Genomic DNA, 26942 nt, shown 5'->3' with positions numbered 1-26942 from the left:
TATGGCGTCTCATTACGAAGCACCTATTAGAAGACCTCTAGTAACTGGCGAAAAATCGTATCACGATGTGACAATCGATGTCGCTAGACCAATTGAAGGTAAAGCCAACAAGCAATGGTGGATAGTATTTGGAATCTCACTAGTTGCCTTTCTCTGGGGAATTGGCTGTATTTTATATACCATTTCTACAGGTATTGGTACCTGGGGATTAAACAAAACCGTAGGTTGGGCCTGGGATATCACCAACTTTGTTTGGTGGGTAGGTATTGGTCACGCAGGAACTCTTATTTCTGCAGTACTCTTATTATTCCGTCAAAAATGGCGTATGGCCATTAACCGTTCGGCAGAGGCCATGACCATTTTCTCGGTTGTGCAAGCGGGATTGTTCCCAATCATTCACATGGGGCGTCCGTGGTTAGGATACTGGGTACTGCCCATACCAAACCAATTTGGTTCGCTTTGGGTAAACTTTAACTCACCACTACTTTGGGACGTATTTGCGATTTCAACGTACTTATCGGTATCGTTGGTATTCTGGTGGACAGGTTTATTACCAGATTTCGCCATGATTCGCGACCGTGCTGTTAAACCTTTTCAAAAGAAAATATACTCATTATTAAGTTTCGGGTGGACAGGCCGTGCTAAAGACTGGCAACGTTTCGAGGAAGTATCTTTGGTATTGGCAGGTTTGGCAACACCACTTGTACTTTCGGTACATACCATTGTATCGTTTGACTTCGCCACTTCGGTAATTCCTGGATGGCATACCACCATTTTCCCGCCTTACTTCGTTGCGGGAGCAATTTTCTCTGGATTTGCCATGGTAAACACCCTTCTTATTATTATGAGAAAAGTGTGTAACCTTGAAGATTATATTACTGTACAACACATCGAGCTAATGAACATCGTAATCATGATTACGGGATCTATAGTAGGTGTGGCTTATATTACCGAGCTATTTATTGCATGGTACTCTGGTGTAGAATACGAACAATATGCCTTCTTAAATAGAGCAACAGGACCTTACTGGTGGGCGTACTGGGCCATGATGACTTGTAACGTGTTCTCGCCACAGTTTATGTGGTTCAAGAAACTTAGAACAAGCATTATGTTCTCGTTCTTTATCTCTATTGTGGTAAACATAGGGATGTGGTTTGAGCGTTTTGTAATTATTGTAACCTCGTTACACAGAGATTACCTGCCATCGTCTTGGACTATGTTCTCTCCAACGTTTGTAGATATAGGAATCTTTATAGGAACCATAGGCTTCTTCTTTGTACTGTTCTTATTATACTCTAGAACATTCCCTGTAATTGCACAGGCCGAGGTTAAGACCATTCTTAAATCTTCGGGCGAGCGTTATAAGCGTATTAGAGAAGCTGGCGAAAGCTTAGCCGGTACAGGAGCAGACGAACGAACTTCTGGTAAAAAAGTAGCGGTAAAGGCGGCACAAGCCCCTAAGGCAGATAATACCGAGAAGGTAAAAGACCTTTTAGCTAGCCTAGGAACTTTCGACGCCGGTACTCAAACGGCAGACGATCTAAAACAAATAAGTGGCGTTGGTCCTAAAATGGAAGAAGCGCTAAATGCTATAGGAATTTATACGTTCTTACAAGTTAGTAAAATGACGAAAAAAGAATACGACTTACTAGATGAAATTACAGGATCTTTCCCTGGAAGAGCCGAGCGTGATGATTGGTCTGGTCAAGCTAAAAACCTTATAAAATAACGTAGACAATGGAAGCATCAAAAGTAATTCACGCGATTTATACAGACGACGATGTGTTAATGTCTGCTGTAAAAAAAGTAAAGGCAGAAAAACATCATATAGAAGAAATATACACCCCTTTTCCAGTTCACGGCCTAGACAAAGCCATGGGACTGGCACCAACAAGATTAGCCATAACGTCTTTCTTGTATGGCTGTTTAGGGTTAGCAGTAGCCATTACAATGATGAATTTTATCATGATCGAGGATTGGCCGCAAAATATTGGTGGTAAACCAAGTTTTAGCTTTTTAGAAAACTTACCAGCTTTTGTGCCAATTATGTTCGAGATGACCGTATTTTTTGCAGCCCACTTAATGGTAATAACGTTTTACTTACGCAGTAGAATGTGGCCATTTAAGAATGCTGAAAACCCAGATCCAAGAACAACAGACGACCACTTTTTAATGGAAATTCCAGTACATAACAACGAAGCCGCCCTTCAAGAGTTATTACAGGAAACCGGAGCTGTTGAAATTAACATTGTAGAAAAAGACGCACATTAAGAGGTTGCCTAGCCAAAAAAAAGCAAAAGAGCAACACGCATAACACACGAAAAAATATAAAGTTACAGATGAAAGGCTTAACAAAAATATCACTTATAGCATTTCTTATGGTATTGTTAGTAGCTTGTAAAAAGGACACAAGACCCAACTACCAATTTATGCCAAACATGTACGAGTCTGTAGGCTATGAAACCTATTCAGAATCGAACGCATTTAGAAATGGAAAAGAAGGACAATTACCAGTAGAAGGAACCATTCCAAGAGGGTATAAGCCATTTGATATAGACAATACCATAGAAGGTTTTGAATTGGCCAAGACAACGTTAAAGTCGCCGCTAGATTCAACCCAAGTCGATATGGCTAAAGGAAAAGAGCTATACGACATTTATTGTGGTATTTGTCATGGTAACAAAGGTGCTGGTCAAGGAAACTTGGTAAAGCGCGAAAAGATTTTAGGAATTCCTAGTTATGCCGATGCCGGTAGAGCGATTACAGAGGGAAGTACTTACCATACCATTTACTACGGAAAAAATGCTATGGGATCCTATGCCAACCAGCTTAATGAAGAAGAGCGCTGGCAAGTAGTGGCTTACGTTATGGAACTAAAAGCCAAATTAGAAAAGTAAGATAGATAAAGTTTATTTATATAGATATGTACACATTCTCGAATAAATTAAAAACATTTTCAATAGCCCTAATTATTATAGGATTATTAGGTGTTGGTTATGGTTTTATGACATCCCATAAGTCCTTTGAAGAAGTTGAAACTATTTTAGCCGAAGAAGCTTCGCATCATGGAGGTCATGGTGAAGAAGCCGCTCATGGCGAACACGCTGCCGAAACGGCACACCAAGACGGTGCGCACGAAGTAGTAGATGCCCATAAAGAACATGTAGAGCACGTTCAGCACCAAATGGCTAACCGCCCTTGGGCCGCATTATATGTAGGAGCATTTTTCTTTTTCATGATTGCCCTTGGTGTATTGGCATTTTATGCCATTCAATGGGCCTCGCAAGCCGGTTGGTCTCCAGTATTGTTTAGAGTCATGGAAGCCATTACCGCCTATGTGTTACCAGGAGGACTAATAGTACTAGCCATTGCCTTAGCATCGGGAACTATTGGACATTACAATTTATTTATCTGGATGAACCCAGATGTTGTAGCACACGATAAACTTATCCAGGGTAAAGCTGGGTGGTTAAACATAGGGATGTTTGCCTTAAGAGGTCTTATATTTATTGCAGGTTGGGCGTTATACAGACACTTCTCACGTAAGTTCTCTTTAGCACAAGACAATGCAGAAGACGATAAGAACTTTAAAAAATCGTTCCGTTGGGCTGCTGCTTTCCTAGTATTCTATATTTATTCAGAATCTATGATGTCATGGGATTGGATTATGAGTGTAGACCCACACTGGTTTAGTACTTTATTTGGGTGGTATGTGTTTGCAAGTATGTTTGTAAGTGGTATTACCGTTATTGCACTTATTACCATGTACCTAAAATCGAAAGGTTTAATGGAGTTTGTAAACGACAGCCATTTACACGATTTGGCCAAGTTTATGTTTGCCATTAGTATTTTCTGGACCTACCTATGGTTCTCACAATTTATGCTAATATGGTACTCTAACATTCCAGAGGAAGTAACTTACTTTATAACACGAATAAACGATTATAAACTACCGTTCTTTGGCATGCTAGCCTTAAACTTTATCTTCCCATTATTAATCTTAATGAATAGCGATTACAAACGTATACCATGGTTTATAGTAATGGCAGGTGTTGTTATTTTATTCGGGCATTATTTAGATGTGTTTAACATGATTATGCCAGCAACAGTAGGAGATAGATGGTTTATAGGCGTACCAGAAATAGGTGCCATACTGTTATTTGCAGGACTATTTATGCTGGTAACGTTTACAGCACTTTCAAAGGCCCCATTATTAGCCAAGAGAAACCCATTTATTAAGGAAAGTGAAAATTTCCATTATTAATATCAATAAGTAAAGAAGAGAAACAAAGATGACTGCTTTATTAACAATTTTAATAGTATTTTTTGTAGCTGTTGCTATTTGGCAAATGGTTAAGATTTTCGATTTAGCCAATATAGGTTCAGATAACGGACAGATTGCAACAGACAAGGACAATAAGATTAATGGGTATTTAATGATGGCTTTCCTTGTCTTTATTTACGCCATAACAATTGTTTCTGTTTGTAAATGGGGTGACTTACCATTGTTGTCTAATGCGGCTTCAGAACATGGTTCTCAGATAGATACGTTAATGATCATTTCATTGGTTCTTATTTTTATTGTTCAAACCATAACACAATTCTTACTGCATTATTTCGCCTTTAAATACAAAGGAGAGAAAGGGAAGAAAGCCTTGTTTTATGCCGATAACAATACGCTAGAAGCCATTTGGACCATTATACCAGTTATTACCCTTGCCGGGTTAATTATTTACGGGTTGTTTACTTGGTCTAGCATTATGAACGTTAATGAAGATGAAGATCCATTAATTATAGAATTATACGCACAACAGTTTAACTGGAAAGCTAGATACGCTGGTCAAGACAACGTATTAGGTAAAGCTAACGTACGTTTAATAGATATCGATAAAGCGAACATTTTGGGTGTAGACGAGTCTGACCCTAATGCACAAGACGATATCATTACAACAGAATTGCACTTGCCTGTAGGCAGACCAGTACTGTTTAAAATGCGTTCGCAAGATGTATTGCACTCGGCTTATATGCCACACTTTAGAGCACAAATGAACTGTGTTCCGGGCATGATTACCCAATTTGGTTTTACACCTTCGGTAACGACAGCAGAAATGAGACAAAACCCTGATATTATTGATAAAGTTGCGAACATCAATAAGATTAGAGTTGAAAACAAAGACGAGATAGAAGCTAAAGGGCAAGATCTAAGATACGAGTTCGATTATTTGTTAATTTGTAACAAGATTTGTGGAACTTCACATTATAACATGCAAATGAAAATTATCGTAGAAACTCAAGAAGAGTATGACGCTTGGATAAAAGAGCAAAAGACCTTTAAAAATTCTTTAATTAACTAAACCAATAGACTAAAACGAGAAAAGATTATGTCAGCACACGCAGATACTCACGCACACGACGACCACGGGCATCATCATAAGGAAACGTTTATAACAAAATATATATTCAGTCAGGACCATAAAATGATTGCCAAGCAGTACCTTATTACAGGGACTATAATGGGCGTTATTGGGGTTATGATGTCTTTATTGTTCAGAATACAAATTGCCTGGCCAGAGGAACCTAACGTGCTTTTCGAAGCCTTGTTAGGAAAGTGGGCACCAGATGGTGTTATGGATGCTGATATTTACTTAGCATTAGTGACCATTCACGGAACAATCATGGTATTCTTTGTACTAACCGCTGGACTTAGTGGTACCTTTAGTAACCTGTTAATTCCGTTACAAATTGGTGCGCGCGATATGGCCTCAGGATTCCTTAACATGGTATCTTATTGGTTGTTCTTCCTATCTAGTGTATTAATGATTTTCTCATTATTCTTAGAAGCAGGACCAGCCGCAGCAGGATGGACCATTTACCCACCGCTAAGTGCCTTACCAATGGCGCAAGGAGGTTCTGGTGCAGGAATGACCATGTGGTTAATCTCTATGGCGATATTTATTGCGTCTTCTTTATTAGGGTCGCTTAACTACATCGTTACCGTTCTTAACTTAAGAACAAAAGGCATGTCTATGACACGTTTACCTTTAACCATCTGGACGTTTTTTGTAACAGCAATTATTGGTGTGGTATCGTTCCCAGTATTATTATCGGCTGCATTGTTATTAATCATGGATAGAAGTTTCGGAACGTCATTCTTCTTATCAGATATCTTTATTCAAGGTGAGGTTTTACATTACCAAGGCGGATCGCCGGTATTGTTCGAACACTTATTCTGGTTTTTAGGTCACCCAGAGGTATACATTGTAATCTTACCTGCTATGGGAATTGTTTCAGAAATTTTAGCTGTAAACTCACGTAAGCCAATATTTGGTTATAGAGCCATGATTGCATCGGTATTAGCCATTGCTTTCCTTTCAACCATTGTTTGGGGACACCACATGTTCGTATCAGGAATGAACCCATTCCTAGGATCGGTATTTACATTTACAACCTTATTAATCGCGATACCTTCGGCCGTAAAAGCCTTTAACTGGATTACAACCCTATGGAAGGGTAACCTACAAATGAACACAGGCATGTTGTTTTCTATAGGTATGGTATCTACGTTTATAACAGGTGGATTAACAGGAATTATTTTAGGAGATAGTGCCCTAGACATTAACGTTCACGATACTTACTTCGTGGTAGCACACTTCCACTTGGTAATGGGTATTTCTGCCTTATATGGTATGTTTGCTGGTATTTACCACTGGTTCCCTAAAATGTTTGGTAGAATGATGAACAAAAACCTAGGCTACATTCACTTCTGGATTACCGCAATTTGTGCCTACGGGGTATTTTTCCCAATGCACTTTATTGGTATGGCAGGGTTACCAAGACGTTACTATACCAACTCTAATTTCCCATTATTCGACGATTTAGCCAACGTAAACGTTGTTATTACAATATTTGCCTTAGTAGGTGGGGCGTTCCAATTGGTGTTTATTTACAACCTTGTTCACAGTATTTTCTTCGGAAAGAAAGCCGAACAAAACCCATGGAAAGCCAACACACTAGAGTGGACTACCCCTGTAGAGCATGTACACGGTAACTGGCCAGGAGAAATTCCTCACGTACACCGTTGGGCTTACGATTACAGCAAGCCAGGGCAAGACACAGACTTTGTGCCGCAAACAGTGCCTTTAAAAGAAGGCGAAGAAGAGTTACAGCACTAATGCTGATAAAACGAATATTTAAAAAGCCTTTCCCAATTGGGAAAGGCTTTTTCTTTATATTTGTCTAAAGCTTTTCTGTCTTTCCAAACTTATCTGGTAAACCTTAAAAAGTGAGGAAGTCGCGTAATTAAAATAGACCTTAGCCATATAGGTAGTATGATGAACGAACATTTAGACCCAACAAATACTAACTATTCCTCTGATGAAGTTGATGTAGAAAAAAAACTACGGCCACTGTCATTTAACGATTTTACAGGACAGGATCAAGTTCTAGAAAACCTTCAGATATTTGTTAAGGCTGCCAATTTAAGAGATGAAGCCTTAGATCACACCTTGTTTCATGGCCCTCCAGGTCTTGGTAAAACAACGCTAGCACATATTTTAGCCAGCGAACTGGATGTCGGCATAAAAGTTACCTCAGGACCCGTTTTAGACAAACCAGGCGATCTAGCAGGCTTATTAACCAATCTAGACGAACGGGACGTGTTGTTTATTGACGAAATTCACCGTTTAAGCCCCATAGTAGAAGAATATCTGTATTCTGCTATGGAAGATTATAAGATTGATATCATGATAGAAACGGGGCCTAATGCACGTACGGTACAAATCAATCTAAACCCATTTACTTTGGTAGGGGCAACAACCCGCTCAGGCTTGCTTACAGCGCCTATGAGAGCCCGTTTTGGTATTAGCAGTAGGCTGGAGTACTATAACACCGATTTGCTCACCAACATCGTACAGCGTAGTGCTTCTATTTTAAAGGTGCCCATTTCTATGGAAGCCGCAATAGAAATTGCCGGGCGTAGCCGTGGTACGCCACGTATAGCAAACGCTTTATTGAGACGTGTTAGAGACTTTGCACAAATTAAAGGCGATGGCAATATAGATGTTAAGATTGCGAAGTTTGCCTTAAAGGCCTTAAATGTAGATGCCCATGGTCTAGATGAAATGGACAATAAAATACTTACAACCATTATCGATAAGTTTAAGGGTGGCCCAGTAGGCATTACCACCTTGGCTACTGCCGTATCGGAGAGTGCAGAAACCATAGAAGAAGTATACGAACCCTTCCTTATTCAACAAGGGTTTATTGTGCGCACACCCCGGGGTCGCGAAGTAACAGCTTTGGCTTACAAGCATTTAGGGAAAATTAAAGACACACAGGGTGGGCTATTTTAATGGAGGGTATTAAAAAAATACCAGAAGTATCAACCTTTACCTTTTTAAGGCAAGCCATAAGCATTCTTAATAACCCTTTACCCTTTCACCATAAGAATTTTGAACGTTATGGCGACACCTTTAAGCTTAACTTAGGCTTTGGGAATTATGCCGTTTTTTCTAGAGACGCTGTTTTGGCAGAACATGTGCTTCAAAAACATTGGAAAAACTATAAAAAATCGCCCATTCAAACAAAAGACCTCGCCAAGTATTTAGGTAAAGGCTTGTTAACAGCCGAGGGAGACCATTGGAAAAGACAACGGAAATTAATTCAACCTGCCTTTCATAAAAAACACCTGGAAAGCCTTGTTGTAACCATAAAACAAACCATTGTAGAGGAATTAAACCAACTAAAGGAAGACGTTGCGTTTGATGTGTTGCCGTTTTTTAGCAATCTGGCATTTAAGGTTGTGGTAAAGGCGTTGTTTAGCAATGCAGCCACAGATGAAGAAATAAAAACCCTTCAAGACGTGACCGAAGAAAACCAACAGATGCTGGTAAAAGAGTTGCGGCAACCTTATTTGAAATGGTACTTTAAATCCTTTGGGGTTATAAAAAAACAATTAGCGCGTACCCAAGCGTCTAGAGATATCCTACAGGACATTATCGAAAGAAGAAAACAATCTAAAGTGCAAAACAACGATTTGCTGGATATGTTGTTAGGCGCCAGGTATGACGATGGTTCTGTTATGGGAAACGAGCAGCTAATCGATGAAATTTTGGTGCTGTTTGTGGCGGGCCACGAGACCACAGCCAATGCGTTAAGTTTTGCCGTACAATTATTAGCACACCACCCCGAATGGCAAGAAAAAGTGGCAGACCAACATCAAGATATTTTAAGTCAAAACCCAACGGTGATGGAGGAGTTGTTAAAATCGCAATTGGCCAAACAGCTAATAGAAGAGACGCTGCGCCTATATCCCCCAGCATATTTTATAGATCGGGTAAACATAGAACCCGATGTTTGCCATGGTTACCAATTTAAAAAAGGCACCAATTTTTTATTCTCTATTTTAGAAATCCACAAGCACCCTGAGCTTTGGGAATCGCCAGAGCAATTTAATCCAGATAGGTTCTCACCAGAAAAGGCCAAACACTACACTTCTCACTATTTTCCGTTTGGTGCTGGCCCAAGAAAGTGTATTGGTAATAATTTCGCGATGTACGAAATGACTCTGGCAATTTCCGAGCTTTTACTACGGTTCAGCATTCATCCAACCAAGCAAACCATAGAAATAAATCCTTTAATAACCCTTAAGCCTAAAAATGCCAACGTTATTTTTAAGCTTAAAAACAGCAAGGTGTAGTTTTTTTTTCTGTATCTTTAAGTTCCTCTTTCCTTGATCGATAGCTTAACTGATTAGTAATTAAACTGTTTTTGCTATGCCCATTTATATGGATTACCATCATTTTCCAGGAGTAACTGTAGAAGATGTAAAACAGGGCCACATGGCCGATAAGCAAACCCAAAGCAAGTATGGCGTAAAGTACCATCAGTTTTGGATTAACCAAGATGCAGGAACCATATTCTGTTTAATTGAAGGCCCCAACGCCGAGGCTTGTGAAAAGGTCCATAAAGAAGCTCACGGCAATGTAGCTTGTAATATTGTTGAAGTTGAAATGGGCCTGATTAATGCATTTATGGGGAAGAACCATAAGGTAGACCATGGCATTGTTTATTACAATAACGGCAACCTGGATACAGGGTTTCGATTTATTCTTATTGTAGATATTTTAGCAAAAACAAATCAAGCCAATACAGATAACATGAGTAGGTTTAAGGTGCCTGTAGTTTCTAAAAATCAAGTGTTTAAATCTCTAGAGAAACACAAGGGAACCGAAGTTAAAAATATAACTGACGATAGTATTATTGCAGTATTCAGCAACACAACAGATGCTTATCGTTGCGCTTTAAATATTCAGAATTTACTTTCCGAAAGAGATACCATTGAATTTAGAATGGGTTTAGCCGAAGGCCAACCCATAACGCATAGTGATGGTTTTTTTAAAGACGCCATAGATTTTACCAAGCAACTGGCTTTAATGGCAAATAATGGCGAGATAGTCCTCTCTAAGAACTTTTCTAAATTACTTACAGAAAAAGGCGATGAGAGTCGTTCAGGTATAAAAGTTGTAACAGCAGCACAACAAAAATTTATAGAAAACTTTTTTGACTATACAGAGAAAAACCTGTCCAACGAAACGTTTAATGTTGCCAACATTAGCCATGATTTGGGTGTAAGCCGTCCGCAATTGTACCGAAAAATTACAGCATTAACAGGTAGATCACCTATTTTGTTTATTCGGGATATAAAAATGAACAAGGCTTTGAGCTTAATAAAGGAAAATAAACATTCAATCTCTGAAATTGCCTACCTGTTGGGGTATTCTAACCCATCTTATTTCACCAAGAATTTTAAAAGTAAATATGGCGTATCGCCTTCAAAAATGTTAGTCGCATCTTAAAATTTGGTTTGTTATGGACCTGTATAAAGCACATAAAACAAATCCGGATACTTTTCCACAGTATAGCTTAAAGGACACGCTGTTTTTGTATTATAGCTGCCCACAAAAAGACAACATTTTAAAGCTTTATTCAAAACACATTCAGTTTAATTTTACTATTAGCGGTAAGCGTGTGTTGCATTTTGGCAATCAAAAATATTTGGCCAATGAAAATACAGGTTTTATGCTTAAACGCTGTGCTTTCTTGCAGGAAATGACATCAGATTATTCAGGGTGGGACGTCTTGGTGTTTTACTTAAAAGATGATTATTTACGAAGCATTTTTGACGATTTTAAACCACATTTAAAGTTGAACAATTTACCAGATGTAACTTCTGAAGTAAAACTCTCTTTTGAAATAAACGACCAAATACGTAACTGTTACAATAGTTTTATCCCCTATTTTGGAAGAGAAACGCAATTGCCCGAAGGTATTTTGGAAAATAAATTTAAGGAGTTGCTTTTTACCATTTTTTCTCATCCAAATAACAAGCACATACTGGCGTATATTTTGAGTATTGTGGACGAATATGAAACCCCGATTTGGGAGGTTATGGAAAACAATTATCGGGTTAATTTAAACCTAGAAGCGTTTGCCGATATTGCCAATAGAAGCCTATCCAAGTTTAAAAGAGATTTTTATACCTATTATAAAACCACACCGGGCAAATGGCTCGTTGAACGCCGATTGCAACTAGCCAAATCGCAATTAATAACCTCAAAAAAATCCATTCAAGAAATTGCATTTGATTGTGGCTTTAATAACGCCTCTCATTTTAGCCGCGTGTTTAAAGAGCAGTTCAACATGTCACCATCAAATTACAAAGTGGAGAAGGCAACAACTTAAACGATTAACGTGTTACATTGAATAAATGGACCTGTATAAAGCACATAAAACAAATCCGGATACTTTTCCGCAATACAACTTAAAGGACACTTTGTTTTTGTATTATAACTGTCCGCAGAAAGAAAAAATTTTAAAACTCTATGCCAAATACATTCAATTTAACTTTACCATAAGCGGCAAACGTATCATGCATTTTGGCGACCGAAAATATTTTGCCAATAAAAATAATGGGTATCTACTTAAACGGTGTGCATTTTTACAGGAAATGACATCCGATTTTTCAGGATGGAACGTGCTAGTATTTTATTTAAAGGATGATTATTTGCGAAGTATTTTTGATGAGTTCAAGCCTCATCTGGAATTAAACAATTTGCCAAAAGTAACCTCTGAAGTAAACCTTTCTTTTGAAGTCAATGACCAAATACGTAATTGTTACACTAGTTTTTTGCCTTATTTTGGAAAAGACATAAAGCTTCCCGAAGGCATTTTGGAAAATAAATTTAAAGAGTTGTTGTTTACTATTTTTGCGCATCCAGACAACAAGCACATTTTAGCTTTTATATTGAGCATTGTAGACCATTACGAAACCCCAATTTGGGAAGTCATGGAAAATAATTATCGGGTTAATTTAGGATTAGAAGCGTTTGCCGATATTGCCAATAGAAGCCTATCCAAGTTTAAAAGAGATTTTTACGATTACTATAAAACCACTCCAGGCAAATGGCTCGTTGAACGCCGATTGCAACTAGCTAAATCGCAATTAACAACCTCAAAAAAATCCATTCAAGAAATTGCATTTGATTGTGGCTTTAACAACGCCTCACATTTTAGCCGTGTGTTTAAAAACTACTATAATACTTCGCCTACAACGTATAAAAACAGCCAGACTTTAAAGTAAAAGTATTGGACTTTTAAGAATAGTAGCCTTTGTTTTTATCAACTAAATTAGTGCTATAAAATAATGGCATTTTGAAACAAATGTTGCATTCTTTGAATAAAACGAGTTGATGTTTTGTGTTGATTATCAATAGTTTTGAGTAGATCTAAATTCAAAAATTATGAAAACTCAATTTTTAACATTATGTAAATGGCTATTTGTGTTGTTGTTCTTAAACGTTCAAACTTTAATAGCACAAGCTCAAAGTGCCATTCATCTAGAGTATCCAAAAGCTCAAGAAGAAGTTATGGAAACAATGGGAGGTATTGTACAAAGCATAAAAGATGGCGATATAGAAAAACTTATAGCTTTTCATGCTTATGGCCCAAAGTTTACCGAGTTTAATATGGGAGAGCCTCGAGTTGGGAGTAAAGGAAACGAAGCCACAGAACGCCATGTGTTTGGCAATGTAACTGAGGTAGTAAAATTTGATGCCAACGATTTAAAAGTTGCCGTGTATTATGGGAATGTAGCTAACGTAACCTTCCATTCGGATTTTCATTTAAAATTTGGTGACGAGCTGGTTGTGGTAAACAACCAAATTTCATTGCTCTTTGTAAAAGACAATACCGGTGATTGGAAAATTGTACATGAGCACCATTCGCCATTAAACCAGCAAAAAGGATCTTAAAAACTAAAAAAAAGTGTAACACCAACATAAAACCACACATTATGAGCCATCAAGATTTAACAGGAGAAGTTATCACTCCTCAAGACACCAATTACGACGAGGCACGCGCCATTTACAATGCCATGATAGACAAAAAACCGGCAGTAATTGTAAAATGTAAAAACACACAAGATGTGGTTAATGCTGTAAACCATGCTAGAGAAAATAATATAGAAGTGTCCATTAAAAGTGGTGGTCACAATGGGGCAGGCTTGGCATTGGTTGATGATGGTCTAGTGATAGACCTGTCGGAAATGAAAGCGTTTGATATCGACCCTAACGCCAAAACCATTCGTGTTGATCCCGGTTTTACACTTGGTGAAATAGGAGAAATTACACAAGAGTATGGCCTCTATTTACCATTCGGTATTAATGGTACTACGGGAATTAGTGGCTTAACGCTTGGTGGTGGCTTGGGGTATTTAAGTCGAAAGGGAGGCTTGACCATTGATAACTTATTGGAATGCAAAGTGGTTTTGGCCAATGGCGATGTGGTTACAGCCAATACAAATACAAATCCCGATTTGTTTTGGGCCTTGCGTGGCGGTGGTGGAAACTTTGGCGTAGTAGTTTCATTTCAATTTAAGCTCCTATCTGTAGGGACTGTTTACGGTGGGCCAATGATTTGGGAAATGGACGATGCCGAAGAAACATTTAGACTCTATGATGAGTTCACTAAAACAGATGATCAAGATCTGTACGGCTTTTATGCCTTCTTAACGGTGCCACCAGCACCACCTTTCCCTGAAGAACATTGGAACAAACGATGCTGTGGCGTGGTATGGAATTATACGGGGCCACTAGACAAAGCCGAAGCAATATTGCGTCCTATGCGCGAAAAAACCAACCCCATTATCGATTTTGTAGGCGAAATGCCCATGCACCAACTCAACACCTTGTTCGATGCGCTCTACCCTAAAGGCCTGCAATGGTATTGGCGGGCACATTTTATTAACGAGGTGTCAGATGAATCCTTGGCCATAAACATTAAGTATGGAAAAGCCATCCCCAATGTGCATACCACCACCCATTTTTACCCCATTGATGGTAAAGTGCATGAGGTTGCAAACCATGAAACAGCTTGGGCTAACAGAGGTGTACGATGGGCACAAGTTATTGTTGGGGTAGACCCACAACCAGAAAATGCCCAAATAATTACCGATTGGTGTAAAAATTACTACGATGAGTTGATACCCTATGCGGCAAACCAAGGGGCTTATGTGAATTTTATGATGGAAGAAGGGCAAGAACGTATTAAAGCATCCTATAAAGATAATTATGAAAAGTTGGTAGCAGTCAAAACCAAATACGACCCAACAAATTTCTTTCATATTAACCAAAATATTAAGCCAGATTAATCTTAAAACAACACCGATGAAAAAAATTATTCAATTACTAGTTTTATTATGTGTAGGAGTTAATGCCTTTGGTCAATACCCTGAAGGAACAGTTAAGGTAGATAGTTTATATTCGGAAGTTTTAGAAAATCCTGCGGGCGAAAACCCAACCAGAAGTGTGCATATATACCTTCCGCCAGGTTATGAAAACACGAATAAAAGGTATCCTGTTATTTACTTTTTACATGGTTTTACAGATAGCAACAATATGTACTATAATGAACTTCAGCTTAATAAATTACTGGATCGGGCCATTGCAACCAGAAAAATAAGACCTGTAATAGTAGTTACACCCAATGAGCATACCATTTATCGAGGGAGTTTTTATACGAACTCTTCTTACACAGGAAATTGGGCCGATTTTACTGCTAAAAATCTGGTAACTTATGTGGATAAAACCTATCGAACCATAGCAAGCAAAGATAGTCGTGGCATTTCTGGACACTCCATGGGTGGTTATGGTGCAACCAAATTGGCTATGTTGTACCCAGACACGTTTAGCAGTGTATATTCATTATCTGGCTGTATGAATTTGTATAAAGAAATAGGTGCAAATTCATATATATACAAAAGATTGCAAGACGTCGAATCAAGTGAAGAATTAGTAACCGGAAAGAAGTACTTTTTAGAAAATTTTTTAATTGCATTTGGTCAAGCATATTCGCCAAATCCTAACAAACCACCGTTTTATGCTGACTTGCCTTATTATTATATAAATGACAGTTTGGTTACTGATGCTAAAACCATAAAAAAATGGAGCAATAATTTTTTGCCAAATATGGTAGACGACCATGTTGATAATCTAAAAAAGTTAACTGCCATAAAAATTGATTGGGGTAGAAATGATCAAATGGATTTTGTTTTGCTTGGCTGTAGAGAGTTAAGTCAGAAATTGGAAGATTTAGGAGTTAACCATTATGCCGAAGAATACATAGGAAACCATAGCAATAAACTTTGGACAGATAATGGAAGGGTATTAAATGATTTGCTTCCTTTTTTTGATTCCTATTTAGAATTTGAATAACTGAATTGACTGACACCAAACACAAGTTATCACCAATACTAACATAACTTAAGAAAAATGAAACATCACGTACTTAAAGTTTTAGTTTTAATGATCTGCTTTACCGCTTATGGTCAAGTAAAGGTGAACCCTAACGGAAAATTTTTCAATTATAACGGAACCAAGATTTATTATGAAGATACAGGCAGCGGAGAACCGCTTCTGTTACTGCATAACTTTTTTAAAACTGCGGACTCATGGAAACCTTTTGTGAAAGTCTATTCAAAGCAATTTAGAACTATTGCAGTTGATATGGTCGGTCATGGACGATCGGATATTTATGATAAGGACAATCCCGATTTTAGCCATAAGGATTACGCAAAGATAATTCATGCATTACTGGACTCTTTGAAATTGGACAAAGTGAATGTCATTGGTGTAAGCGGTGGCGGAACAACTGCACTTTATCTTAATACCATACAACCAGATAGGTTTAAATCGGTCATTACAGTGGGTGCACATATTTATTATAGTAAGCCAGCCCGTGAATGGCTGGCAAATGCCGAACTAAATCAAATTATGGAATTGGCTAAACACCATGACCCGGAAAAACAGGAATATTTGGCAAAGGTGTTCTGGCAAAACAAGGAGTTGTCTGACGGTGATCCTTCATTTACACCTGATAAGTTGAGCGCCATTAAAGCCAAATGGCTTGTGGTATTGGGAGACAATGACCTTTTCGTTCCTATACAAATTGGTATGGAGTTGTATCAAAACGTCTCCAATAGCCGACTTTGGATTGTGCCCAACGGCGGGCATTTACCACACCTAAATACCGATTTTCAAGCTGAATTCATGAGGGTTTCACTTGAATTTTTAACAGGAAAATGGGATAAGACAGATTAATGATAACAAAACGAAACGAAAGCACTTTGATAAAAAAATAAAACGTGAAACACATGAAAACATTGAAAAATTTACTTGTTTCCACTCTCTTGGTTTTGGGACTTTTTGCATGCAAAACTCAAAAGCTAGATGTACAAACACAAACCGTCTCTGTTGCTACAGACAAACCACAATCAGTTTATGTTAATGGCGAAAAGCTTCATTATATTATACAAGGTTCTGGCGAGCCTTTAATTTTTATACATGGAACTGTAGGCGATTATAGGGTCTGGATTCCGCGGGTTGAAGAATATTCAAAGAATTTTGAAGTGATTGCATATAGCCGTAGGTATGCGTATCCAAATAAAAAAGTATTCGACCAAACAGCCGATTATTCACCACGCATTCATGCAGATGACCTTTATGCTTTAATAAAGAAACTTGGATTTAAAAAAGTAAATCTGGTTGGACATTCGTATGGTGCTTTCACGGCTTTAACTATGGCATTAGACCATCCAGAATTGGTGAAATCATTGGTTTTAGGAGAACCACCAGCCTCATCCTTATTAGAAAATTCTTCTAGCGGAAAGGCAAGTTTTAATCAATTTAAGAAACATTATATTCAGCCAGCAGGAGAAGCTTTTAGTACTGGTGAAAATGAAAAAGGAGTGGAATCCTTCCTTAAAGGCGTGATGGGCGATGACTTTTCAATAAACCAAGTTCCTCCTAAAGTAAAACAAAGATGGATGGATAATCTACCTGAAGTTTCGGGAGTGACCACCGTAAAATGGGAGCTTCCTTTGGAAATGTCAAAAATCAAAGAATTAGAAATACCTGTTTTATTGCTTATGGGAGACCAATCACCTGCATGGTTTGGAGAAATTATTAAAGAATTACATCGCTCATTGCCACAAAGCGAACTTATCACAATTGAAAATTCCTCGCATGGACTCTATTTTGAAAATCCACAGGCTTGCGATAAGGCCATAACAGAGTTTTTGAGCAGGAATTGATTTTTTGAACTTAATAATAAATCATAAAATGGGGCGAGGCAACATTGAATGTAAGAAGTTTGGTTATTAAATGCAATTAGTAGAACAGGTTACAGAAGCGATTTTTTAAACCCCTAAACCTAAAGATACCAACGTTATTTTTAGGCGTAAAAACAGAAAAATATAGTTTTTTTTCTGTATCTTTAAATACTCTCTTTCCTTAATTAATAGCATTTAGAATTTAAGCAGGCTTGCTCTGCCTAGCCATTACTGTTCCCAAGTTTAACCAGTTTTGTTATGGATGTTAAAACTTGCATAGCAAGTAAGTAAGCTAGAAATTTTGAAGGCGATCACGCCAAAAATGGGCGTCTATCAACAAGTAAAAGCAATATTGTGCAGAAGCCTCTGTAGAAAATTCAGGCAGCCCTAATACCGCTCTAAAGCCTGCCAAAAGAAGTTAACCACAAGTAAAATAAACAATATAAAACCATTTGCCATAAAATCTCCATTAGCTTAATAATTATGTGAATTTTTTTAGAAGACGTATCACCAAAATCGGTTGTATGCTTCACATAAAAAGAAACCATTAACAGTGTAAAACACACGGTAAAGCACGGAGACATGAGCCATAAAAATGTACCTTTCAAGAAACTCTTTATACTGCTGCTGTTCTTGCAAGCACAGCTTTTAGTCTCGCAAACCCTAAAGGGCGATATCTCCAATAAGGAGTATTCAACTAGCCAAGATAACGTAAAAAAAACTTTAAACAACATTGTGCAAAGCATTAAAGATGGCGATGTAGACCGGTTAATGACTTTTCACGATAAAAGCTTGAAATTTACAGGGTTTAAGCCAGAAACACCAAGGCAGGGAAGCAAAGAAAACGAAACCTATAAAAGAAAAGTTTTTAGCAACATAGCAGAGGTTTATAGGTTTAATTTAAACGACCTAAAAATAGCGGTTTATTTTAACGAAGTGGCTAATGTTACTTTCCACTCCGATTTTCTTTTGAAATTTAAGGACGAGCAAACACCCGTAGCCGTAAACGACCAAATAACCCTATTGTTTGTAAAGAACGAAGTAGGCGATTGGAAGATTGTACACGAACACCGGTCACCTTTAAGTACCAAAAAATCAAATGCAGCGGCAATAACCAAAACCATTCATGTGGCCAAGGCCAATTTTCCAAAAGGCAATGCGGTTAATGTGCTAAAAGGTTGGGGGCATATGGTTGTAGCCATAAACGAAGTGCCTGCAGGAACAGATTTTTCCCCTTTATTAAAAGGTCAAAAAGATAATTTATGCCAAGTGCCTCATTGGGGCTATTTAGAAAAAGGTAGCCTAGAAACGACCCATCAAGATCATTCTACAACAACCGTAAGCGCAGGCGAAGTTTTTTATATGCCGCCCGGGCATACCGTTATAGTGGTAGAAGATGCTAGAATTATAGACTTTAGTCCAGAAAAGGAAATGCTGGAACTACTAACCGATATCAATAAGATATTAGCGGCGCAGAAAAATCAATAGCAACTGTTTTTAAAATAATAACCAATTAAAAAAGTAAGCACGATGAGTTATCAAGATTTAACAGGTAAGGTTATTGTCCCAAAAGACCCTAATTACGATGAGGCCAGGACGATTTACAATGCGATGATCGATAAAAAGCCAGCCGTAATTGTAACATGTAAAACAAAAGCAGATGTTATTAATGTCGTTAATTTTGCTAGGGATAACAATACAGAAGTATCTGTTAGAAGCGGTGGGCACAATGGCGCCGGACTGGCTCTAGTAGACGGGGGCTTGGTGGTAGACCTTTCAGAAATGAAAGCTATAGCCATAGATCCATTATCAAAAACAGTTATTGTACAACCAGGCAACACTTTGTCCGATGTAGATGCCGCAACCCACGAATTTGGGCTGGCCTTGCCTAGTGGTATTATTGGAACTACGGGCATTGGAGGCATTACTTTAGGCGGAGGTTTGGGGTATTTAAGCAGAAAAGGCGGCCTCACCATAGACCATCTTTTAGAGTGCGAGGTGGTCTTGTCTAACGGCAACCTTGTTGTAGCCAATAAAGATACCAATCCCGATTTGTTTTGGGCGCTACGCGGCGGTGGCGGTAATTTTGGGGTGGTTGTGTCTTTTAAATTCAGTTTAATCGATATTAAAAACGTATATGCCGGCCCGATGTTTTGGCCTATAGAACAAGCCGAAGAAGCCATGGTATTTTATGATACCATTTTAAAAACGGCCTCCAACGATTTATATGGCTTTTTTGCTTTTTTAATCGTGCCGCCTGCAGCGCCGTTTCCAGAGCACCTATGGAACCAAAACGTATGCGGTGTTGTATGGAATTATACAGGGCCTATCGAAAAAGCCGAGGAGGTATTTAAACCCATACGCGAGTTTGGTACGCCAATTCTAGACTTTGTAAGCGAAATTCCCATGCCGGCTCTTAACGGCATGTTCGATGCGCTTTACCCGCCGGGATTGCAATGGTATTGGCGCGCCCATTATATTAAGGAATTAACGCCAGAAGCCATTAAGGTAAACGTAACACATGGCTCTAAAGTGCCTACCATGCACTCTACCATGCACCTTTACCCAATAGATGGGGTTTGCCATGACGTGGCCAACTCCGAAACGGCTTGGGCAAATCGCGAAGCACGTTGGGCGCAGGTTATTGTTGGGGTAGATCCCAATCCGGCCAATGCCGAAACCATAACAAACTGGTGCAAGAATTATTTCGATGCCCTAATACCTCATGCGATGGGCGGAGCTTATGTGAATTTTATGATGAATGAAGGCCAAGAGCGTATTAAAGCATCGTACAAAGATAATTATGAAAGATTGGTGCAGGTGAAAACCAAGTACGACCCCAACAATTTTTTCCATATAAACCAAAATATAAAACCTCAATAGTACGTATAAAATGGTTCTTGTTCCCTAAGTAAGTAGTAGAGTTTCATATCGTAGTTTTTTTTGATACTTAGCCTAAGCGTAGATAAGATCTTTATGGCATTTGGCTATAATTCATTTTATGGTGTCGTGGTGTGACAACTTAAAGCAACTAAAATGGAAACTTATAATTTATACGAAATTCACCAATCCAATCAGGAGGTGTTTAAGCACTTTAGTATTAAAGAGCAACTATTTGTGTTTTATAACTGTCCGCAGTTAGATAAAATAGTTAGTTTATATACAGCGCATAACCAATTAGTATTTTCTATTAGAGGCAAACGTACATTTCATCGGGGTGACCAAGAATGGACCGTCACCGAGGACACTTCGTTCATGTTAAAGCGCATGGCATTTCATCAGGAAATAGAAGATGATATAAAAGGTTGGGAGGTACTGGCCTTTTATATAAAGGACGATTATTTTAAATATGTGCTAGATGAGTACAGGGCATTTCTTAATTTTAAAGACTTGCCAAAGCCATCAAAAGAAATGCTGCTGAACATATATTTAAACGATAGAATAAGGGAATGCTATTTAAGCATGATACCTTATTTTAATGAAGGCGACAAACATCCTGAAGGCATCATAGAAATGAAGTTTAAGGAGCTGCTCTACAACATTTTTATCCATCCTAAAAACAAACATATTCTAGCTTATGTCAATGCCATTTCAAAAGGCTATCTAACCCCTATATGGGAAGTTATGGAAAACAATTTTATGTACAATTTAGGCTTGCCAGAATTTGCGCAAATAGCCAACAGAAGCTTGTCTAAATTTAAGGTGGATTTTCAAGACCATTATAAAACAACCCCAGGAAAATGGCTCTTAAGCAAGCGGTTAGATTACGCCAAGCAAATTTTGCTTACAACATCAAAGAGTATTAGCGAAACAGCCTACGATAGCGGTTTTGAAAACCTAACGCATTTTAGCCGTGTCTTTAAAAAAAGGTTTGGCCAACCGCCATCTGTGTTTAGAAACAATAACATTGACCGCTAAACGTCTAAGATAACTTTTTTGGCTTTAAAGAAAAGCCGTTTTAAGGTGTATTATTTAATTTAGTGCCGGTGTTAAATCAAGCAGATTATATGTTAATGTATATTTTTTAACCTGATAAAAACAAGTTCGAAAACAGAGCTTTTGGTAAAGTAAAAATTGATAAATAATTAACATTAATTGGTTTAACGTTAACAGTTTGGATGAAATTTAATAGCTAAATTTACAACACACTTCCCATCATAATAGTTTAAAGCATAGTTTTAAAGTGACTGCTGTCGCTTGGCAAAACGAAGAAACACAACAGCTTGTTTCTAAGTAAACTGGTTTGCGGTAGCAAGATAAGATAAACGAGTTAAGCTTAATTCTCTAAGACCCCTTGTTAGCATGATGTTACCCTGTTTAGGTTATCAATCATTCATTAATCTTAAAATCGATCAGTTATGAAAAAATTATGTATTGGTTTATTATTTTTTGGCCTAACCAGCCAAGTGCCGGCGCAAGTTGAAGAGCCTGTAGAAGACTTTTACGGGGTGCAATTAACAGAAGTTAATTTAAAACCAATTAACGCGAGCTATTTTGATAATGTCTACGACAGAAATAGCCCAAACGATGTGAAAGAACTTCAACGGGAAGTTGCAAATTACGACATCAAAGAATCCGATGTCTTCGACTCCCAAATGGAAAGTTACGATGTCTTGTTTAAAGAAAAAGGCGGTGATAAAAGCCGTATTATTGCAACCTTTGATAAGGAAGGCAAAATCTTAACCTCTTTCGAAAGACACAACAACATCTTTTTGCCAAGTGCGGTGCGCAATGCCATTTTTAAAGAATATGACGGGTGGACCTTAGCAAAGACAACTTATAAGGTGTCCTATTTTCAAAATAAAAAGGTAGAGAAAACCTATTTTGCAAGAATAGAAAAAGATGGAAGAAGAAAAAACCTAAAAATTGATGCCGCTGGAATATTGCACTAACCTTTGTTCATCACTTTTAACGTTTAAGCCGGTAGGAAACTATCGGCTTTTTTATGCTTAATACACGGTAATAATTTATCAACAACTCTTTTACAAAAAGAGGTTTAGCAATAAAAAACAATCCGGCAAACTAATGCTTAAATTTTGTAAGGGTAGCGTATTTAGTGGCTATGGGCCTCTTAGAAGATCCCTCGATTCCACCCGAAGGCTTTGTTGGGAATGAGGACTAATGGGCTATATTGGTTTATTTTGGACATTGCATGCCTGGGTTGGCTCAGAAAACCCAAATGGTGTTTTTACACCCATAAACCCACTTATCGATTAAGTGTATTGTGCCATAAACCATGAATAATAGGATGGCATAGAAACCGCATTTTTAACACGGAAACATTATAAAACTGGTGCGTACACCAGTTTTATTTTTTGCGAAAAGCTTTTTATTGATATAGATTGTTATAAATTAGATGTGTGGGAAAAGAACATTATTCTGCTTTAATAAAATCCGAAGCCAAACGCCTCGGGTTTATGTCCTGTGGCATTAGTAAGGCAGCTTTTTTAGAAGAAGAAGCCCCAAGGCTCGAGAATTGGCTAAACGAGCAAAAGCACGGCCAGATGGGATATATGGAAAACCATTTCGATAAACGTTTAGACCCCACAAAACTGGTCGAAGGCTCCAAAAGTGTCGTTTCATTGCTTTTAAATTATTACCCCACCGAAACCCAACCAACCGAAAGCTACAAACTATCCAAATACGCTTACGGTACCGATTACCACTTTGTAATAAAGGACAGGCTAAAGCAATTACTACAGTTTATTCAAGAGGAAATAGGCGAAGTAAATGGCCGCGCCTTTGTCGATTCGGCACCGGTGCTAGATAAAGCTTGGGCATCCAAGAGTGGGCTCGGGTGGATAGGTAAACACAGTAATTTATTAAGCAAACAAGTAGGGTCTTTCTTTTTTATAGCCGAACTAATTATCGATTTAGAACTCGAGTACGACACCCCAACAACCAACCATTGCGGGACGTGTACAGCCTGTATAGATGCATGTCCAACCGAAGCCATTGTAGCCCCGTACGTAGTAGATGGCAGTAAGTGCATTTCGTACTTAACCATTGAACTAAAAGACAGCATTCCATCAGAATTTAAAGGTAAAATGGACGATTGGATGTTTGGTTGCGATGTGTGCCAAGACGTATGCCCCTGGAACCGGTTTTCAAAACCACACCAAGAACCCTTGTTTAACCCGCACCCAGAGCTGCTGGACATGACCAAACGCGATTGGGAAGAGATCACCGAAGAGACCTTTAGGAAAGTGTTTAAAAAATCGGCAGTTAAACGAACCAAATTTTCTGGACTACAACGAAATATTCAGTTTATAAAACATTAGGTTAAAACCACAGTATTCTTACTTTTGTAGTTCATAATTAATCTGTTTTTATGAGTAACCCAAGAAAAAGACGAGAAGCGTTGGTTTACCACGCAAAACCAACCCCAGGGAAGATTCAAGTAGTACCATCTAAAAAATATGCTAGCCAGAGAGACTTGTCGCTGGCCTATTCGCCAGGAGTAGCAGAACCTTGTTTAGAAATCGCTAAAGATGTTAACAACGTTTATAAATATACCACCAAAGGCAATTTGGTTGCTGTAATTTCTAACGGAACCGCAGTTTTAGGGCTAGGCAATATTGGGCCGGAGGCCTCCAAACCTGTTATGGAAGGCAAAGGCCTTTTGTTTAAGATCTTTGCCGATATAGATGTGTTTGATATAGAGGTAGATACCGAGGATATTGAAGCGTTTATTCAAACGGTAAAAAATATTGCCCCAACCTTTGGAGGCATAAATTTAGAAGACATTAAAGCTCCCGAAGCTTTTGAAATAGAACGCCGCCTTAAAGAGGAATTAGATATTCCTGTAATGCACGACGACCAACACGGAACCGCCATAATTTCGGCAGCAGCCTTAATTAACGCGTTAGAATTGGCCGAAAAGAAGATTGATGAGGTGAGCATTGTTATAAGCGGTGCCGGTGCTGCGGCAATTTCTTGCTCTAGGTTATATCAAGCCTGTGGCGCTAAAAGAGAGAACATGGTTATGTTGGATAGCAAAGGCGTTATTAGAAACGATAGAGAACACCTAACCCCACAAAAAGCCGAATTTGCGACAGATAAAGACGTTAATACGCTAGAGGAAGCCATGAAAAATGCCGATGTGTTTATTGGACTTTCTACAGCCGATTTGGTGTCGCCAGACATGTTGCTGTCTATGGCCAATAACCCCATTGTGTTTGCCATGGCTAATCCAGATCCAGAGATCGATTACGATCTGGCCATAAAAACACGCGACGATATTATTATGGCCACAGGCCGAAGCGACCACCCTAACCAGGTAAACAATGTGCTTGGATTTCCGTTTATTTTCAGAGGCGCATTAGATGTGCGTGCAACCAAGATTAACGAAGCCATGAAAATGGCCGCGGTAAGTGCCTTGGCAAAATTAGCCAAAGAGCCCGTGCCAGAACAAGTAAACATAGCTTATGGCGAAACCAAACTAACATTTGGGCGCGACTATATCATTCCAAAACCTTTCGATCCTAGGTTAATTTCACAAGTGCCGCCAGCGGTGGCCAAAGCCGCTATGGACAGTGGTGTTGCCCAAGAGCCTATTGACGATTGGGAGCGCTATGAAAACCAGCTTATGGAGCGTTTGGGGTCAGATAACAAAATGGTCAGACTGCTTTTAAACAGAGCGAAGCTTAATCCTAAGCGTGTGGTTTTTGCAGAGGCCGATCAGTTAGACGTGCTAAAGGCTGCACAAATAGCACACGACGAGGGCATAGCACACCCCATTTTATTGGGAAGAAGGGAAACGATTAAAGCCCTAATGAAAGAAATTGAGTTCGAAGCAGACGATGTGCCTATTATAGACCCAAAATCCGATGAGGAGGAAGCGCGTAAAAATAAGTATGCAAAAGTGTATTGGCAGCAACGCCAGCGTAAAGGAGTGACTCTTTACTCGGCCGAAAAGCTAATGCGTGAACGCAACTATTTTGCTGCTATGATGGTGAATACAGGCGATGCAGACGCCCTAATCTCTGGCTACTCAAGAAGCTATCCAACAGTGGTGAAACCAATGTTGGAACTGGTTGGCCTAGCACCTGGATCAACACGAGTGGCAACCACTAATGTTTTAATGACCCAGCGAGGCCCTATGTTTTTAAGCGATACCTCTATTAATATTAACCCTACAGCAAAAGATCTTATCAAGATTACGCAAATGACAGCTGGTGTGGTGAAAATGTTTGGTATGGAGCCTGTTATGGCCATGACCTCATTCTCTAATTTTGGATCGTCTAAAACAGAAACAGCCGTAAAGGTAAGAGAGGCGGTAAGCTACCTTCATAAACGCCACCCCAATTTGGCTGTAGATGGCGAACTGCAAACAGATTTTGCCCTTAATAGCGAGATGCTTCAGGATATTTTTCCGTTCTCTAAACTAGCTGGTAAAAAAGTCAATACGCTTATATTTCCAAATTTAGAATCGGCAAACATAACATACAAGTTGCTCAAGGAGCTTAACAAATCAGAATCTATCGGGCCTATTATGATGGGCATGCGTAAGCCAGTTCATATTTTGCAGCTAGACGCCAGCGTAGATGAAATTGTTAACATGACCGCCATCGCGGTAATAGATGCGCAGCAAAAAGAAAAAATAGCCCAACAAACCAAAACAGCCGTAGAAAGTTAATCGCATGACATGTGAATAATTTTATTACATTTGAGAACCAATCGCCTTATAGCCAATGATTACACATATTCAAGGAAAACTTGTAGAGAAAAATCCAACAAATGTTGTTATTGACTGTAATGGGGTTGGTTACTTTCTTAATATTTCGTTGCATACCTATTCGCAAATTCCAAACAACGAAAACTTAAAATTATACACCCATTTACAGGTAAAGGAAGATGCCCATACCTTATTTGGGTTTTCGTCTATGGCAGAGCGGGAGGTTTTTAGGTTGTTAATTTCTGTAAGCGGCGTAGGAGCCAGTACGGCTAGAACCATGCTATCGTCATTAACCCCGCAACAAGTAAAGGAAGGTATTGTTCAGGAAGATGTTGCCTTAATACAATCCATTAAAGGTATTGGCGCCAAAACCGCTCAACGAGTAATTTTGGATTTGAAAGATAAAATTTTGAAAGTTTACGATATAGATGAACTTTCAGTGTCTAAAAACAATACAAACAAAGATGAAGCGTTATCTGCTTTAGAGGTTCTTGGATTTAATAAAAAGCAATCCGAACGTGTTATAGATAAAGTTTTGAAAAACACCCCTGATGCTGATGTGGAGCACATCATTAAAGAGGCTTTAAAAAATTTATAGAA

The 26942-nt window shown here is 38.6% G+C and carries 23 protein-coding genes; all 23 read left to right on the top strand.

What is annotated here, in order from left to right; all coding sequences use genetic code 11:
- Position 1: 1 nt before the first annotated feature.
- The 23 genes from nrfD (at position 2) to ruvA (ending at position 26940) form a co-directional block, all read left to right on the top strand.
- Positions 2–1729, top strand: a complete 1728-nt coding sequence (gene nrfD / locus IA57_RS03165; protein ID WP_084176711.1) for an NrfD/PsrC family molybdoenzyme membrane anchor subunit — start codon at positions 2–4, stop codon at positions 1727–1729.
- Between the two features lie 8 nt (positions 1730–1737).
- Entirely contained in the window at positions 1738–2271 is a 534-nt protein-coding gene (locus IA57_RS03160) for a DUF3341 domain-containing protein (protein ID WP_036119091.1), read from the top strand.
- Between the two features lie 68 nt (positions 2272–2339).
- Positions 2340–2897 carry a c-type cytochrome gene (locus IA57_RS03155; RefSeq protein WP_036119088.1) on the top strand — a complete coding sequence of 186 codons (558 nt, stop codon included), beginning with the start codon at positions 2340–2342 and terminating at the stop codon, positions 2895–2897.
- Between the two features lie 26 nt (positions 2898–2923).
- Positions 2924–4264: a quinol:cytochrome C oxidoreductase gene (locus IA57_RS03150; protein ID WP_036119085.1), complete on the top strand. Its 1341-nt coding sequence runs from the start codon at positions 2924–2926 to the stop codon at positions 4262–4264.
- 28 nt (positions 4265–4292) lie between these two features.
- Positions 4293–5354 carry a cytochrome c oxidase subunit II gene (locus tag IA57_RS03145; RefSeq protein WP_036119083.1) on the top strand — a complete coding sequence of 354 codons (1062 nt, stop codon included), beginning with the start codon at positions 4293–4295 and terminating at the stop codon, positions 5352–5354.
- 27 nt (positions 5355–5381) lie between these two features.
- Complete coding sequence (locus IA57_RS03140; RefSeq protein ID WP_036119082.1) at positions 5382–7172, top strand: cytochrome c oxidase subunit I; 1791 nt, start codon at positions 5382–5384, stop codon at positions 7170–7172.
- Between the two features lie 159 nt (positions 7173–7331).
- Positions 7332–8351, top strand: a complete 1020-nt coding sequence (gene ruvB / locus IA57_RS03135; protein WP_036119081.1) for a Holliday junction branch migration DNA helicase RuvB — start codon at positions 7332–7334, stop codon at positions 8349–8351.
- Positions 8351–9697: a cytochrome P450 gene (locus IA57_RS03130; protein WP_036119080.1), complete on the top strand. Its 1347-nt coding sequence runs from the start codon at positions 8351–8353 to the stop codon at positions 9695–9697. Before ruvB ends, IA57_RS03130 begins: the two co-directional genes overlap by 1 nt.
- Positions 9698–9773: 76 nt before the next feature.
- On the top strand, positions 9774–10856 hold the full coding sequence (locus IA57_RS03125) for a nickel-binding protein (RefSeq protein ID WP_036119079.1): 1083 nt from the start codon (positions 9774–9776) through the stop codon (positions 10854–10856).
- A gap of 13 nt (positions 10857–10869) precedes the next feature.
- Positions 10870–11742 carry a helix-turn-helix domain-containing protein gene (locus IA57_RS03120; RefSeq protein ID WP_036119077.1) on the top strand — a complete coding sequence of 291 codons (873 nt, stop codon included), beginning with the start codon at positions 10870–10872 and terminating at the stop codon, positions 11740–11742.
- A 25-nt stretch (positions 11743–11767) separates the two neighbouring features.
- Positions 11768–12640: a helix-turn-helix domain-containing protein gene (locus IA57_RS03115; RefSeq protein WP_036119075.1), complete on the top strand. Its 873-nt coding sequence runs from the start codon at positions 11768–11770 to the stop codon at positions 12638–12640.
- A 160-nt stretch (positions 12641–12800) separates the two neighbouring features.
- Positions 12801–13310, top strand: coding sequence for a YybH family protein (locus IA57_RS03110; protein ID WP_036119073.1), 510 nt, complete (start codon positions 12801–12803; stop codon positions 13308–13310).
- A gap of 41 nt (positions 13311–13351) precedes the next feature.
- Positions 13352–14707 (top strand): FAD-dependent oxidoreductase, encoded by a 1356-nt coding sequence (locus IA57_RS03105; protein WP_036119071.1) that lies wholly within the window; start codon positions 13352–13354, stop codon positions 14705–14707.
- A 16-nt stretch (positions 14708–14723) separates the two neighbouring features.
- Positions 14724–15770 carry an alpha/beta hydrolase gene (locus IA57_RS03100; protein ID WP_036119069.1) on the top strand — a complete coding sequence of 349 codons (1047 nt, stop codon included), beginning with the start codon at positions 14724–14726 and terminating at the stop codon, positions 15768–15770.
- Between the two features lie 57 nt (positions 15771–15827).
- Positions 15828–16655, top strand: a complete 828-nt coding sequence (locus IA57_RS12305) for an alpha/beta fold hydrolase (protein ID WP_051880960.1) — start codon at positions 15828–15830, stop codon at positions 16653–16655.
- A gap of 53 nt (positions 16656–16708) precedes the next feature.
- Positions 16709–17647: an alpha/beta fold hydrolase gene (locus tag IA57_RS12300; protein WP_051880959.1), complete on the top strand. Its 939-nt coding sequence runs from the start codon at positions 16709–16711 to the stop codon at positions 17645–17647.
- Between the two features lie 600 nt (positions 17648–18247).
- A complete protein-coding gene (locus IA57_RS12455; RefSeq protein WP_084176710.1) occupies positions 18248–19153 on the top strand; it encodes a nuclear transport factor 2 family protein in 906 nt (301 codons plus the stop codon).
- 42 nt (positions 19154–19195) lie between these two features.
- The gene (locus IA57_RS03075; protein WP_036119067.1) at positions 19196–20548 is read left to right on the top strand and encodes an FAD-binding oxidoreductase; all 1353 of its coding nucleotides are present in this window, start codon (positions 19196–19198) and stop codon (positions 20546–20548) included.
- Between the two features lie 153 nt (positions 20549–20701).
- Complete coding sequence (locus IA57_RS03070) at positions 20702–21583, top strand: helix-turn-helix domain-containing protein (RefSeq protein WP_036119065.1); 882 nt, start codon at positions 20702–20704, stop codon at positions 21581–21583.
- Between the two features lie 440 nt (positions 21584–22023).
- Positions 22024–22557 carry a hypothetical protein gene (locus tag IA57_RS03065; protein ID WP_036119063.1) on the top strand — a complete coding sequence of 178 codons (534 nt, stop codon included), beginning with the start codon at positions 22024–22026 and terminating at the stop codon, positions 22555–22557.
- A gap of 468 nt (positions 22558–23025) precedes the next feature.
- Complete coding sequence (gene queG / locus IA57_RS03060) at positions 23026–23946, top strand: tRNA epoxyqueuosine(34) reductase QueG (RefSeq protein ID WP_036119061.1); 921 nt, start codon at positions 23026–23028, stop codon at positions 23944–23946.
- Between the two features lie 50 nt (positions 23947–23996).
- On the top strand, positions 23997–26303 hold the full coding sequence (locus IA57_RS03055) for an NADP-dependent malic enzyme (protein ID WP_036119060.1): 2307 nt from the start codon (positions 23997–23999) through the stop codon (positions 26301–26303).
- Positions 26304–26358: 55 nt separating this feature from the next.
- Complete coding sequence (gene ruvA / locus IA57_RS03050; protein WP_036119059.1) at positions 26359–26940, top strand: Holliday junction branch migration protein RuvA; 582 nt, start codon at positions 26359–26361, stop codon at positions 26938–26940.
- Positions 26941–26942: the final 2 nt, after the last annotated feature.

This window comes from Mangrovimonas yunxiaonensis, from assembly GCF_000733475.1.
Lineage (GTDB): Bacteria > Bacteroidota > Bacteroidia > Flavobacteriales > Flavobacteriaceae > Mangrovimonas > Mangrovimonas yunxiaonensis.
This window is presented reverse-complemented; position numbering and strand designations above follow the sequence as displayed.